12 protein-coding genes are annotated in these 13,388 nt (G+C 70.0%); 7 read left to right on the plus strand and 5 right to left on the minus strand.

Annotation, left to right across the window (positions count from 1 at the left end):
• The first annotated feature begins 43 nt into the window (after positions 1-43).
• Together secD and argC are read left to right on the plus strand one after the other, a co-directional pair.
• Positions 44-2,332 carry a protein translocase subunit SecD gene (secD, locus tag DEIGR_RS08825; RefSeq protein WP_058976623.1) on the plus strand — a complete coding sequence of 763 codons (2,289 nt, stop codon included), beginning with the start codon at positions 44-46 and terminating at the stop codon, positions 2,330-2,332.
• A 126-nt stretch (positions 2,333-2,458) separates the two neighbouring features.
• A complete protein-coding gene (gene argC, locus DEIGR_RS08830) occupies positions 2,459-3,502 on the plus strand; it encodes an N-acetyl-gamma-glutamyl-phosphate reductase (protein ID WP_058978628.1) in 1,044 nt (347 codons plus the stop codon).
• A gap of 84 nt (positions 3,503-3,586) precedes the next feature.
• Here argC and DEIGR_RS08835 read toward each other — a convergent pair whose 3' ends face one another.
• The 3 genes from DEIGR_RS08835 to DEIGR_RS08845 all read right to left on the minus strand — a co-directional run bounded on the left by DEIGR_RS08835 (position 3,587) and on the right by DEIGR_RS08845 (position 7,175).
• Positions 3,587-4,429: a DegV family protein gene (locus tag DEIGR_RS08835; RefSeq protein WP_058976624.1), complete on the minus strand. Its 843-nt coding sequence runs from the start codon at positions 4,427-4,429 to the stop codon at positions 3,587-3,589.
• A 217-nt stretch (positions 4,430-4,646) separates the two neighbouring features.
• Positions 4,647-5,369: a hypothetical protein gene (locus DEIGR_RS08840; RefSeq protein WP_058976625.1), complete on the minus strand. Its 723-nt coding sequence runs from the start codon at positions 5,367-5,369 to the stop codon at positions 4,647-4,649.
• Positions 5,370-5,531: 162 nt separating this feature from the next.
• Positions 5,532-7,175, minus strand: a complete 1,644-nt coding sequence (locus DEIGR_RS08845; RefSeq protein ID WP_058976626.1) for a chloride channel protein — start codon at positions 7,173-7,175, stop codon at positions 5,532-5,534.
• Positions 7,176-7,424: 249 nt separating this feature from the next.
• Between DEIGR_RS08845 and sodA the strand changes: the two genes are divergently transcribed.
• Positions 7,425-8,048 (plus strand): superoxide dismutase [Mn], encoded by a 624-nt coding sequence (gene sodA, locus DEIGR_RS08850; RefSeq protein WP_058976627.1) that lies wholly within the window; start codon positions 7,425-7,427, stop codon positions 8,046-8,048.
• Positions 8,049-8,101: 53 nt separating this feature from the next.
• Here sodA and asnS read toward each other — a convergent pair whose 3' ends face one another.
• On the minus strand, positions 8,102-9,445 hold the full coding sequence (gene asnS, locus DEIGR_RS08855; RefSeq protein WP_058976628.1) for an asparagine--tRNA ligase: 1,344 nt from the start codon (positions 9,443-9,445) through the stop codon (positions 8,102-8,104).
• A 76-nt stretch (positions 9,446-9,521) separates the two neighbouring features.
• On the opposite strand from asnS, the gene DEIGR_RS08860 reads away from it, so the two are divergent.
• The 4 genes from DEIGR_RS08860 to DEIGR_RS08875 all read left to right on the plus strand — a co-directional run bounded on the left by DEIGR_RS08860 (position 9,522) and on the right by DEIGR_RS08875 (position 12,342).
• Positions 9,522-10,805 (plus strand): hemolysin family protein, encoded by a 1,284-nt coding sequence (locus tag DEIGR_RS08860; protein ID WP_058976629.1) that lies wholly within the window; start codon positions 9,522-9,524, stop codon positions 10,803-10,805.
• 237 nt (positions 10,806-11,042) lie between these two features.
• Positions 11,043-11,348, plus strand: a complete 306-nt coding sequence (locus DEIGR_RS08865; RefSeq protein ID WP_058976630.1) for a PadR family transcriptional regulator — start codon at positions 11,043-11,045, stop codon at positions 11,346-11,348.
• The gene (locus tag DEIGR_RS08870) at positions 11,345-11,875 is read left to right on the plus strand and encodes a hypothetical protein (RefSeq protein ID WP_058976631.1); all 531 of its coding nucleotides are present in this window, start codon (positions 11,345-11,347) and stop codon (positions 11,873-11,875) included. The genes DEIGR_RS08865 and DEIGR_RS08870 overlap by 4 nt, the downstream gene beginning before the upstream one ends.
• 23 nt (positions 11,876-11,898) lie before the next feature.
• Positions 11,899-12,342: a hypothetical protein gene (locus DEIGR_RS08875; RefSeq protein WP_153013686.1), complete on the plus strand. Its 444-nt coding sequence runs from the start codon at positions 11,899-11,901 to the stop codon at positions 12,340-12,342.
• A 53-nt stretch (positions 12,343-12,395) separates the two neighbouring features.
• Here DEIGR_RS08875 and sdaAA read toward each other — a convergent pair whose 3' ends face one another.
• A complete protein-coding gene (sdaAA, locus tag DEIGR_RS08880; RefSeq protein ID WP_058978629.1) occupies positions 12,396-13,289 on the minus strand; it encodes an L-serine ammonia-lyase, iron-sulfur-dependent, subunit alpha in 894 nt (297 codons plus the stop codon).
• Positions 13,290-13,388: the final 99 nt, after the last annotated feature.

Below are 13,388 nucleotides of genomic sequence, written 5' to 3' on the forward strand. Positions count from 1 at the left end.
CCGACCGCCCACCCTGAATCTTTGCAGTGAACTGGAGTTGTGAATGACGTACGGAAACAAAGGCAAGAAATCCGGTCGCTCTGCCCCGCGCAGCGCGCCGACCGCGAGTAAACCGAACCTCTGGACCGGGCTGATCCTGCTGCTGACGCTGCTGGCGTCGGTGGCGTACATCTGGCGGCCCTGGGAGCACAAGGACAACGTCTGGAGTCTGTGGAACGACAAGTTCCAATTCATGACGCTGGGGCTGGACCTCAAGGGCGGTCTGCGCATTGAGCTGGCCCCGGAGACCGGCACCGCCACGAAGGACGAACTGGACCGCGTGAAGACGGTCATCGAGAACCGCATCAACGCGCTGGGCGTGGCCGAACCGACCGTGACGGTCGCCGGGGGCAAGCGCGTGGTCGTGGAGATCCCGGGCGCGACACCCGCCGTGCAGGACCGCGCGCGCGAGATCATCAAGCAGACGGCGCGCCTGGAGTTCCGGATCGTGCAGGCGAACGCCCAGCCCGATCAGACGCTGGCGCAGAAGAACCCGCGCAGCGGTGGCTACTCGCTGGCGCAACTGGGCCCGGTCGAGGCGACCGGTGAGGTCATCCAGAACGCGCAGGCGGCGACCGACCCGCAGTCCGGACGCTGGGTCGTGACCTTCCAGAACACCGATGCGGGCTCCGCGAAGTTCGGCGAGTTCACGGGCAAGAACATCGGCAAGCTGATGGCCGTGGTGCTGGACGACCAGATCCAGAGCGTGGCGACCATCCAGAGCCGCCTGAACCGGGACGTGCAGATCACCGGGAACTTCGACGCGCAGGAAGCGAACCAGCTGGCGCTGGTGCTCAAGTCGGGCGCGCTGCCCATCAAGATCAAGACCGAGGCCGAGCAGGCCATCGGGCCGAGCCTGGGCGCGGACGCGATCCGCAGCGGCGCGATCGCGTCGCTGGTCGGGATCGGGCTGGTGTTCGTGATGCTGTTCGGGTACTACGGCTTCTGGTTCGGTCTGGTGGGCGCGCTGGGTCTGCTGTTCTCCAGCATCGTGATCCTGGGGATGCTGGCGGGATTCGGCGCCACGCTGACCCTGCCGGGCATCGCGGGGCTGGTCCTGACGATCGGCGCGGCGGTGGACGGCAACGTGATCTCCTTCGAGCGCATCAAGGAAGAACTGTTCAAGGGTAAAGGCATCAAGAACGCCATCCGGGCCGGGTACGACCACTCGACGGCGGCGGTGCTGGACGTGAACGCCTCGCACCTGCTGTCCGCGCTGGCGCTGTACACGTACTCGACGGGCGCCGTGAAGGGCTTCGCGGTGACGCTGATCATCGGCGTGATCGCCTCGACCTTCTCGAACCTCGTGTTCGCGAAGTGGTTCATCCAGTGGCTCGCGCAGCGCAGGCCCAACATGAGTGCGCCGCAGTGGATCAAGGAGACGCACATCGACTTCATCCGCCCCGCGCGGATCATCACGACCCTCAGCGTGCTGCTGGCGATCGCGGGCGGCGTGGCGGTGCTCACCAAGGGCCTGAACTACGGGGTGGACTTCTCGTCGGGGACGACCATCACCGCGAAGACCAGCGCCGAGACGACCACCGAGCAGGTCCGCGCGGCCGTGACGGGCGCGGGTGTGGAGAAGGCGAACGGGCAGAGCACCGTGATCCTGCGCAACGTGGTGACCGGGCAGGAGGGCGCGTCCTACACCATCAAGGTGCCGGAACTGACGCCCGAGGAGCGGGTGGCCGTGCAGGCCGCCGTGCAGAAGCTGCCGCAGGGCAGCGTGCAGGCCACCGAGACGGTCGGCCCGGCCGTCGGGAAGGAACTCACGCAGAAGACCATCTACGCCGTGCTGCTGGGCCTGGGGCTGATCCTGGTGTACGTGGGCTTCCGCTTCGACTTCATCATGGGGGTCGGCTCGATCCTGGCCGCCATCCACGACGTGATGATCGCCATGGGGCTGTTCGCGCTGCTGAACCTGGAGTTCACCGTGGCGACCGTGGCGGCCCTGCTGACCCTGATCGGCTACTCGCTGAACGACTCGATCATCGTGTCGGACCGCATCCGCGAGAACATCAAGGAGATGCGCGGCAAGTCGTACCGCGAGATCGTGAACCTGGCGATCAACCAGACGCTGTCGCGCACGATCATGACTTCGGTCAGCACGATGCTGCCGCTGCTGAGCCTGCTGATCTTCGGCGGGCCGGTGCTGCGGGACTTCAGCCTGGTGCTGCTGGTGGGCATCCTGATCGGGACGTACTCCAGCATCTACATCGTGGCGCCGCTGGTGGTGTACTTCGAGGAGTGGCGTGACCGCCGCAAGGCCGGGGGGCAGGCCGCCAAGGCGTAACCCGGTCCTGTGGAGGTGGTGGCGTGGAGCGATCCCGCCGCCACCTTTCATTTGATACTTCCAAAGTGTTCAGACGTATCACTCGACAGGCAGGGACAGGGCGGGGTATGCTGCCCGGCGATGAGCATGCACGACCAGAAGACCGTCGCCATCGTCGGCGGCAGCGGCTACGCCGGCGGGGAATTCCTGCGCCTCGCCCTGAACCACCCCCACCTGAACGTCACGCAGGTCACCAGCGAACGCAACGCCGGCACCCCCGTCAGCATGGTCCACCCCAACCTGCGCGGCCGCACCAACCTGAAATTCCGCAAGGCGGCCGACCTGGACGAGGCCGACATCATCGTGCTGGCCCTCCCGCACGGCAGCGCCGCGAAGAAGATCGCCGAGTACGAGGCCAGGGGCAAGATCATCGTGGACCTGTCCGCCGACTTCCGCCTCAAGGACCCCGAGGTCTACCGCACCACGTACGGCGAGGACCACCCCACCCCCGAGAAACTGGGCGAGTGGGTGTACGGCAACCCGGAGCTGCACCGCGAGGACCTGCGCGGCGCGACCCGCATCGCCTGCGCCGGGTGCTTCGCCACCAGCGTCATCCTGGCCCTGTACCCCCTGCTGAAACTGGGCGTGCTGCTGCCCAAGGACATCATCGCCACCGGACTGGTCGGCAGCAGCGCCGCCGGAGCGAGCGCCAGCGACGCCTCTCACCACCCCGAGCGCGCCGGGAGCCTGCGGGTGTACAAACCCGTCGGGCACCGCCACACCGCCGAGGCCCAGCAGGAACTCCCGGGGCACTTCCCGCTGCACCTGACCGCGATCAGCACCCCCCGCGTGCGTGGCATCCTGACGACCGCGCAGGCCTGGATTCCCGACGGCTACAGCGACCGCGACGTCTGGAGCGCCTACCGCGAGGTGTACGGCGCCGAGCCGTTCATCCGGATCGTGAAGGTCGCCAAGGGCATCCACCGCTACCCGGACCCCATGCTGCTCGACGGGACGAACTACTGCGACATCGGCTTCGAGATGGACCAGGACACCGGGCGCGTGGTCCTGATGTCCGCCATCGACAACCTGGTCAAGGGCACCGCCGGGCACGCCATTCAGAGCCTGAACATCGCCCTGGACTGGCCCGAGACGACTGGCCTGGAGTTCGCGGGCCTGCACCCCGCCTGACCGGCCACGCCCGCAGCCACCGGGAGGTGAGACAGGCACGGCGGCCACTCCGGGAGCATGGAGTGGCCGCCGGGTGTGACGGAATCAGCCGAGCGGAATGGCGTTGAAGCCGTACGTGCCGGGCCCGACGTGCGCGCCGATCACGGGGCCCATGAGCTGCACGCGGCCGCGCTGCACGTTCAGGCCGCTGCCCACCATCGCGGTGCGCAGGGCGTTGATGCGCCCCGTGTCCCGCCCGGCGTGCATGATCGTGACGCTCAGCGGGGTGTTCCCGAAGCGCTCCTTGAGGCTGCCGAGCATGTCGCCCGCCGCCTGATCCACCTTGGCGCGGCGGGTGGCTTTCAGTTCGCCCCGCTCGAAGGTGAGGACCGGACGGACGCCCAGCATGCCGCCCAGGAACGCCTGCGCGCGGCTGACGCGGCCGCTGCGGCGCAAGTAGTCCAGCGTGGCGACCGACAGTTCGGCGTACATGCTGTTGCGGGCCTCCAGCACGGCGCGCGCCACCTGATGCAGCTCCAGCCCGGCGGTGACCTGATCGCGCGCCACCAGGGCCAGTTCGGCCAGCGGACCGCAGGCGACCTCGGTGTCGATCACCTGGATACGGCCCGCCTCGCCCAGCTGCTGCGCGGCCTGCTGGGCGTGCCGCACCGTATCGGACAGCTTGCCGGAGAGGTGCAGGCTGATCACGGCGTCGTGCGTGCTCAGCAGTTCACGGTAGCGCTGTTCAAAAGCGGCGACGCTCACGGGGGATGTGCTGGCGCTGCCCCCGGCGCGCATGTGGTCGTACACGGCGTCCGGGTCGATGTCCTGCCAGTCGGAGAAGGTGCGCTGCTGCATGCTGACCTGCAGCGGAATGATGTTGATCCCGAGCTGCGCGGCACTGTCGGGGTGCAGGTCGCAGGTGGAATCCGTGAGAACAGCAATCATTCCCCTTATCTATTCCTTTGATGTTCAGGTGTCTGTGAGGTTCTCGGCTCGTCGGGGTCACACCCGCCAGCTCAATGCACCCTGCGCTGGGCGGAAAGAATCCTGTGACAACCGCCCGCTCCGCAGCGCCGTCCTGGCACGGTTCCCATCCTGGCACAGTTCCCATAGACCCCGCTGACCGTCGCCACCAGCGGTTCCAGCACGCGGAGTCGGGTGGTCAGGGGGTCGGGGCAGCCGACCGCGCCGCGAGCCGGGCCAGTAGCCGGTCGGACGCACCCGCGAACAGGAACGCGTTCGACGGGACCGACAGCACCCCGGACGGCAGGTACGCGGTCCAGTGCGGGTCGAGCGGCACGGCGTCGGGCAGTCCGGCGGCGCGCTGCAGGGCGTTCTGGTACGTGCCGCAGTCGAAGGCGTCCAGCTGGCCGTTCAGCAGGTACGGCGCGGCGCCCAGCCGGTTGATCTCGCGCCGGATGGCCTCCAGGTGTGTGGGCCTCACGCCGACGTCCACGACGAGTACGAGGTCGCGGCGCAGCAGGCTGTCCAGCGGCAGCTGCGCCGCGCCGCTGCCGAACAGGCCGGGTTCCTCGGCCATCTGATCGGCGCTGATCTTGCGGGTCAGGTGGCGGCACGGGCCCCACATGGCCGCGGCGTCCTCGCACGCGACGAGCAGACTGCCGAGCGGCGCGCGGCGCAGCGCCTCGGCCAGCGGGAGAACCTGCCCGGCGGGCAGTTGCGAACGCAGCCGCAGGTCGTCGGGCGTCCAGCGCGCAGCGGGAATGGTGGTCAGGGTCGTGAGGTCCGGGCCGACCGGGGCGGGCAGGCAGGCGCTCAGCAGCGCGGCCAGTCCGGCGGTCGCCGCGGCGCGCAGGGGGGCAGGCAGGGGCACGCGGGCATTCTGGCGCGTGGCGGTCATGGGGGCGTTCAGCGGCGCTTTCATGGTGTCCTGACCTCCCGGACCCTGGCGGACCCGCGCCTGCCGCAGGCGGATTCCGGCAGTTTCAGCATCAGGTCGGCATCCGCGCCTGCCCCGCCAGCCCACCGGCGCGGCTTGACGGGTCTGCGCGGGTGGACCGCCCCCGAGCACCGACCGGCGCCCAGCTCAGGCGCCGGGCAGGCGCAGCACACCCTCCAGGGCGGTGTACGCATCGGGCCGGGCGAGGAACACCAGTTCGTCCATGGCGGTCAGGCGCAGGTCCGGGCGTGGCAGGCGCACCGAGCCGTCCCGCACGACGCCCACGACCTCCACGCCGGGCGGCAGGGTTACGACGCCCAGGCGCGCGCCGCGCCAGCTGGCGGGCACCACGCGGCGGTACAGTTCCCGGTCGCTGGAGGGGGACGGCAGGGCGTCGGCGTCCAGGGGCGCGGCGGGTGTGGCGGCGTCGTAGGGCACGGCGGGCGCGTCGACCGGGCGGCGCGGCATGTAGCGCACGGTGTCGGGCAGCCACGCGGGCGTGGCGGCGTGCACGCCACTGTCACGCCGGGCGTGCACCTGACTTTCGATCAGGCCGCGCGTGCCGCTGAGCAGGTGCGCGACGCTGCATGCGGCCAGCGTGACCGGCAGCAGCGCCTCGCCGCCCCAGGTGACGGCGAGCAGGGTCGCGGCGAGCGGCACGTTCAGCGTGACGGTCAGGAACGCCGCGGCGCCCACCATGGCCGCGACGGCCGGGTCCACGCCGAGCAGGTTCGCCAGCCCGACGCCCAGCAGGCCTCCCACCCCGACCGAGGGCAGGACGCCGCCACCCAGCGCGACGTGCAGGCCCAGCGCGAGCAGCACCCAGCGCCACGCGGCCTGCTGGTCGCCGTCCGCGACGAACCCCCCGGCGCCCAGTTGCAGCCACCCCAGCCCGTCCCCGAGGACGCTGGGCGTGAGGCGCTGCGCGACGACCGCCGTGAGCAGCCCGACGGCACCCGCGAACGCCAGGCGGCGCCAGCCCCGCAGGGCGCCAGCGGGCAGCGCCGAGCAGCTCAGGAGGGCCAGCCAGCCCAGCAGGGTCGCGCCGAGCCCCACGAGTGCGAACGCGGGCAGCTGCGCGGCGGCCGGGACCTGCACGTCCGGAAAGGTCAGCAGGGGCGTGAAGCCGAACGCCAGTCCGTACACGGCGGTCCCCGCCACGGCGGCCAGCAGGCAGGGCATGACGACCTCGAACTCGAACTCGAAGCGGCGGTACAGGACCTCGGCGATCAGCACGGCGGCCGCCAGCGGGGCGTGCAGCACGGCGCCCAGTCCGGCGGCGGCGCCCGCGAGGGTCAGGGTGCGGAACTCGACGCTGTCGAGCCGCGTGACGCGCTGCATGAGGCGCGCGCCGAGCATGCCGGTCATGGTGAACGGAGCGTCGCGGCCCAGCAGCAGCCCGGACGAGTGCGCGACCAGACTGCCCGCCAGGGTGCGCAGTTGCGTGGGGGCGGGCGCCCACTGGCCACGCTGGTGGTAGCCGCGCACCAGTTGGGTCAGGGGGTCGCCCTCGCCGGGGCGGACCAGGGCGGCGTACGCGACGGCCGCCAGGGGCAGGGTGATCAGGCCCCAGTGGGCGGCGGTACCGAAGGCCATCATCAGGCCGCCCTCGCCGGTCGTGCCGGGGGGCGCGTAGTCGGTCAGGCGCACGGCGAAGGCGATCAGGGCGTCCAGCGCCAGGCGCAGCACGATGCACAGCCCGCCGACCAGGGCGCCCAGCAGCACGCTGAGCACCACCAGCCTTCCGGTTTCCAGGCGGTGCAGGACGGCGCGGGGGAGCGGGGAACGCATTGCCGCCCATGCTAGAGCAGTTCGGGACGGAACGCCACCGCCGCGCTCGCCTGCCGGACGGTTTTTTTGCCGTCCTGCCGCGCGCGGCGGCCCCTGCCCGGTCCGCGTGGGCGGGTCAGATGAAGGCCGCTTAAAGTCAGGTCGGGTCTTCACAAATCGCGCGCCACGCGTAAGATACGTGCCGGTACTCCGGTGACGGGGCGCGGCGCGGCGCCGCGATGTCCCGCCCGGCCTGAAAGGAGCTTCACCATGGCCTACGAACTGCCCACGCTGCCCTACGCCTACGACGCCCTCGAGCCCCACATCGACGCGCGCACCATGGAGATCCACCACACCAAGCACCACCAGACGTACGTGGACAACGCGAACAAGGCGCTCGAAGGCACCGAGTTCGCCAGCCTGCCGGTCGAGGACCTGATCCAGAAACTCGATCAGGTGCCCGCCGACAAGAAGACCGCCCTGCGCAACAACGCGGGCGGGCACGCCAACCACAGCCTGTTCTGGCAGGTCATGGGGCCCCAGGGCAGCGGTCAGCCCAGCGGTGAACTGGCCGACGCGATCACCGCGGCCTTCGGGTCCTTCGACGCGTTCAAGGAGAAGTTCGAGGACGCCGCCAAGACCCGCTTCGGCAGCGGCTGGGCGTGGCTGGTCGTGAAAGACGGCGCGCTGGCCGTCGTGAGCACCGCCAACCAGGACAACCCCCTGATGGGCGAGGCCGTCGCGGGCGTCAGCGGCACGCCGGTCCTCGGGGTGGACGTGTGGGAGCACGCGTACTACCTGAACTACCAGAACAAGCGCCCTGACTACCTGAAGGCGTTCTGGAACGTCGTGAACTGGGACGAGGTCGCGCGCCGCTACGCCGCCGCGAAGTAAATCCCTCAAACGAAGCGCGCCCCATCACCGGGGCGCGCTTCACTGTCGGTTCCTCAGGGGCGCATGCGCGTGAGCATACGCGGGAAGGGAATCGCCTCGCGGATGTGGTCGATCCCCGTGATCCAGGCGATCACGCGTTCCAGGCCCATGCCGAAGCCCGCGTGGGGCATGCTGCCGGTCTTGCGCAGGTCCAGGTACCACTCGAAGGCCTCCAGCGGCAGACCCTCGTGCTCGATGCGGGATTTGAGCAGGTCGTAGTCGTGGATGCGTTCGCTGCCGCCGATGATCTCGCCGTAGCCTTCGGGCGCGATCATGTCGTCGCACAGCGCCACGCGGGGGTCCTGCGGGTCGGGCTGCATGTAGAACGCCTTGATGGCCGCCGGATACCGCTCGATGATCACGGGACGGTCGAAGTGGTGGCCGAGGATCGTCTCGTGCGGGGCGCCCAGGTCGTCGCCCCACTCGACGGGCTGCACGTCCTCCTGCACGTTGGCGGGCAGGTCGCGGTCCTCGATGTGCTTCCGGATGATGTCCAGCGCGTCGGTGTACGTCACGCGCGGGTAGTTGCCTTCCGCGGCGCCCGCCAGCTTGCTCTGGTCGCGCCCGAGGATCTTCAGTTCCTCCTGGCATTCGTCCAGCACGCGGCGCACCAGGAAGCTCACGAAGCGCTCCTGCAGCGCCATGTTCTCGGTGTGGTTGCTGGGCACCACCTCGGGTTCGATCATCCAGAATTCCAGCAGGTGACGGCGGGTCTTGCTCTTCTCGGCGCGGAAGGTCGGGCCGAAGGTGTACACCTTGCCGAACGCGAACGCGCCCGCCTCCGCGTGCAGCTGCCCCGTCTGGGACAGGTACGCCTTGTCCTCGCCGAACAGGTCGATCTCGAACAGTTCGGTGGTGCCCTCGGCGGCGTTCGGGGTGAAGAACGGCGCGTCGAAGCGGATGAAGCCCTCGCCGTGGAAGAAGTCCACGACGGCGCGCTGGACGCTGTCGCGCACGCGCATGATCGCCCAGGGGCGGCGGTGGCGCAGCCAGACGTGACGGTGGTCCATCAGGAACTCGATGCCGTGCTCCTTGGGCGTGATGGGGTACTCGCCGTGGTTCTCGCTGATCACGGTCAGGTCCCGCAGGCTGAGTTCCACGCCGCCCGGGGCGCGCTCGTCGGCGCGGACCTCGCCGGTCACGGTGACGGCCTGCTCCTGCGTGAGGCGCTTGGCCTGCTCGAACACCTCCTCGGGCACGTCGGTCTTGAAGACGGTGGCCTGCACGAAGCCGCTGCCGTCGCGGAGTTTCAGGAACTGGATCTTGCCCTTGCCGCTCTTGTCCTGCAGCCAGGCGTGAACGGTGACGGTCTGCCCCACGTGCTGCGCGAGGTCGTGAATGCTGGAATGAACGCTCATCGCGGCTCAGTATAGGCAGCGCGCGCCCCGGACGCCCGGGACGGACGCGGCCCGCCCACCGCGTACACTGTCCGCTGTGGGTCAACCGCTCCTGGAATTCGGCATTCTCGTCGCACTGCTGATCATCAACGGCTTCTTCTCGGGTTCGGAACTGGGCGTGGTGTCGGCCCGGCGGTCCCGGCTGCAGGCGCAGGCGAACGCCGGGAACCGGGGCGCGCGCCGCGCCGTGGAACTCTCGGAGAACCCCGGCGCGTTCCTGGCGACCGTGCAGATCGGCATCACCCTGATCGGCACCGTCAGTGCCGTGTTCGCCGGGGGGAGCCTCACGCGGTACCTGGAGGCGGCGCTGACGCCCGTGCTGGGCGACCTCGCCCCGAGTGCCGCGTCGGTCGGCGTGGTCCTGATGGTCACGTTCCTGTCGCTGGTGCTGGGTGAACTGGCCCCGAAGAACATCGCGCTGCGCAACCCGGAAGCGCTCGCCATGCGGGTCGCGCCGTTCTTCGCGGGGCTGGCGCGCGTCGCTGGGCCCGTCGTGTGGCTGTTGGAGGTCACCACGCGCGGCCTGCTGCGCCTGCTGGGCATGCGCGGCGAGACGCAGGAGCAGATCACCGAGGAGGACGTCAAGGCACTGGTCATGCAGGCCTCGGAGAGCGGCAGTCTGGAAGCGGGCGAGCGGGAACGCATCGATCACGTGCTGCGCTTCAACGACCGCCGCGCCCGCGACCTCATGACGCCCCGCGCGGACGCCGTGACGCTGCGCGCCGACCTGCCGCTGGCCGACCTGATCGCGTGCGTGCTGGCCACGCCGCACGACCGCTACCCCGTCACCGACGAGACCGGCGACGTGACCGGACAGGTGGCCGTGGCGGACCTGCTCCGCGCCGTGACCGAGGGCGGCAGCGTCCTCGACCACGTGCAGAGCGTCGTGTTCGTCCCGGAAACCGCGTGGGCCGAGGACGTCCTGACCCGCCTGGCAGGCGAGGCCGGGCAGCGACTGGCGATCGTCGTGGACGAGTACGGCGTGTTCACGGGCCTGCTGACCACCACCGACCTCCTGACCGAACTGGCAGGCGTGAATACCCCGGACGACGTGGGGCTGCTGGTCATGCGCGACGACGGGAGCTTCCTGGTGGACGGCGGCATGCCCATGCACGACCTGCGCGACCACCTGCCCCTCCCCGCGCTGCCCCGCGAGGAGTTCAGCACGCTCGCCGGGTACGTGCTGGAAGTCCTGGGCGAGTTCCCGGCCGTGGGTGCCCGCGCCAGTCACGACGGCTGGGAACTGGAAGTGCTGGACCTGGACGGGCCGCGCATCGACCGGGTGCTGATCACGCCGCCGGGCCGCCCGCAGGACAGCTGATACGGACTCCGGTTGAAAGGTTTGCAAAATCTTTCAACCCGAGCGGAGCGAGTAGGAGAGAAACGGGTTCCGGACGTGGAGTTGGCAGATCGGTGGTGTTCCGATCTGTCAACGAAACAAACGGAATCCGTATGAGCGGTGCTGGGAAGCGGGGGGAAGGGGGTCGCCGCGGCCCCTCTCCCCCCTTCGCCTACAATGTCGCTTGACTCTAAACTCTACATATGTTAGTAATAGAGCATGCCGCGATCCCCCAACTCCAGCCCGCACACCAGAGCCGTCCTGCACGCCCTCCAGCAGACCTACCCCGCCCACACCTACGGCTACGACCTCTCCAAAAGCACCGGGCTGAAAAGCGGGACCCTCTACCCCATCCTCCAGCGCCTGCACGAACAGGGCCACCTGGACGCCCAGTGGGAACAATCCCCCCACCCCGGCAAACCACCCCGCCACATCTACCGCCTGACGCAGAGCGGCCTCCAGCTGGCCCGCGAACGCCACGAACCCACCCCCGCCACCCGCCGCACCAAGGGAGCCCTGACATGACCCACGAAGAATGGACCACCGGCATGCGCAACGAAGCGGACAGCACCAGAGACGCCCGCTGGGCCGCCCAGACGCGGCGGGCCGCTGCATCCCTGCCGCGCCGGACCGTGCCTGCCGACGCGCTGCTGGCAGCCGGGGCCGCGCTGGGCGTCGCGGTCATCCTGCTGGGACTGATCCTGGCGGCGCACCTGCTGACCGGCGCAGGCACGCGCGTCCCGAGGCCCTCGCAGGGGTGGTGGCTGGGCCTGAATGTCGGACTGATCCCCCTGATCGCCGGAATGATCCTCGCGGCGGACCGAGCGCGGCCCGGCGCGGTGGCCGCCACCTTCCTGACCACACCGCTGTGGTGGGGCCTGCTGACCCACCTGCTCGGGGTGTCGGGCCATCTGTCCGGCTGGACCGCGTGGCCGCTCTCCCCCACCGCAACGATCCTCGCGACGCTGGGAATCACGGGCCTCACGCTGGGAGGCATGGGCCTGTACCGACGCGTGCAGGGCGGCTGGGCACGCCTGCGGAACCCCGCATGACGCCCGACGAGTGGAGGGGCGCCATGCAGAACGAAGCCTCCAGCGTGAACGACAGGGAGTGGGCCATGGAAACGAAACTGGCGGCGGGACGATTCGGGTGGCGCAGCGCGGGCGTGGCTGCGGCGGTGTTCGCTGATCTGGGCGTGGGCGTGGTGCTGCTGAGCCAGTGCCTCTGGCTGCACGACGCGCCGGATGCCCTGTGGGTGGGCGTCATGGTCCTTTCGGGCATGATCGGTGCCCTGTTGGGCTTGCGCCGGGTGGGACCGCTGGAGGCTGGGGCAGGCGCACTGGCGTTCCTGCCGGGCGCGCAGCTGGCAGTAGTCGTGTCGCAGGGGGCGCTGGGCAACGCGGCCCCGCGTGATCCGGGGGTGGCGGATCAGGGGGCGACGGTGCTGGCCGTGATTGCGGCGTGCGCGGCGGGAAGTGTGCAGAGCTGGGCTGCGCTGCGTCGTTCGCGCACCGTCTGAATCCGTGACGAGGGCGGGCCGACCCGAAATGCAGGCCAGCCCGCTCTGTCCGTTTACGCCAGTGGCAGTTCGATCATGCCGCCCGGTCCCTCGCTGTCCTTCCTGCCTTCCATGCGGGCGGTGACGGCCAGTCCGGTGGGCGTCTGGGCGAGGCCACCGTCGGCGGTTTCGCGCAGCGCGGCGGGCATCATGCGGCCCACACTGGCCATCGCGCCCAGCACCTCGTCGGGCGGGATGAAGGATTCCAGTTGCGCCAGCGCGAGTTGCGCGGCGCTGACGGCGTGCACCGCGTAGAAGGCGTTGCGGCTGACGCAGGGGACCTCCACGTACCCGCCGACCGGGTCGCACACGAGGCCGATGGTGTTCATCAGGGCCATGCTGGCGGCGTGCACGGCGGCGCGGGGGGTGCCGCCCATCATTTCGACGATGGCGGCGGCGGCCATGGCGGCGCTGCTGCCGATCTCGGCCTGACAGCCTCCGGCCGCGCCGCTGATGAACATACGCTTGCTGATGGCCTTGCCGATCCCGGCGGCGAGGATCATGGGGTTGACCAGCCGCTCGTCGGGAATGCCGAGGTGGTCGGCCACGCCGATCAGCGCGCCGGGGATGGTGCCCGCGCTGCCCGCGGTGGGCGCGGCGACGATGCGGCCCATGCGGGCGTTCTCCTCGTTCACGGCCATCGCGTACGCCTGCACGCGCCTCAGCAGGGGCGCGCCCAGCACGTCCGGGGCGTCCCAGAGGCCCTTGGCGTTCCAGCCGACCATCCCGGTGATGCTTTTCGCGTCGCTGCTCAGGCCGCGTTCGATGCTGGCGCGCATCTCGCGGATGCGGCGCAGCATCTCGGCGCGGATGTCGTCGGGGTGAAGGCCGGTCTCGGCGCAGTCCTGCGCGAGAATCCATTCGGAGGCGGGGTGGGGGGCGTTCAGGATGTCGTCGAGGGTGGTCATGGCGTCCTTGAGGCGTGCGCGGCGCACGGGTGGTGAAAGGGTGAGGCGGCAGCGGGAAAAGTGGCTCCCATGGTACGCCCCGGCCTGTCTAGCCGAATC

The sequence above is a fragment of the Deinococcus grandis genome (genome assembly GCF_001485435.1).
GTDB lineage: Bacteria > Deinococcota > Deinococci > Deinococcales > Deinococcaceae > Deinococcus > Deinococcus grandis.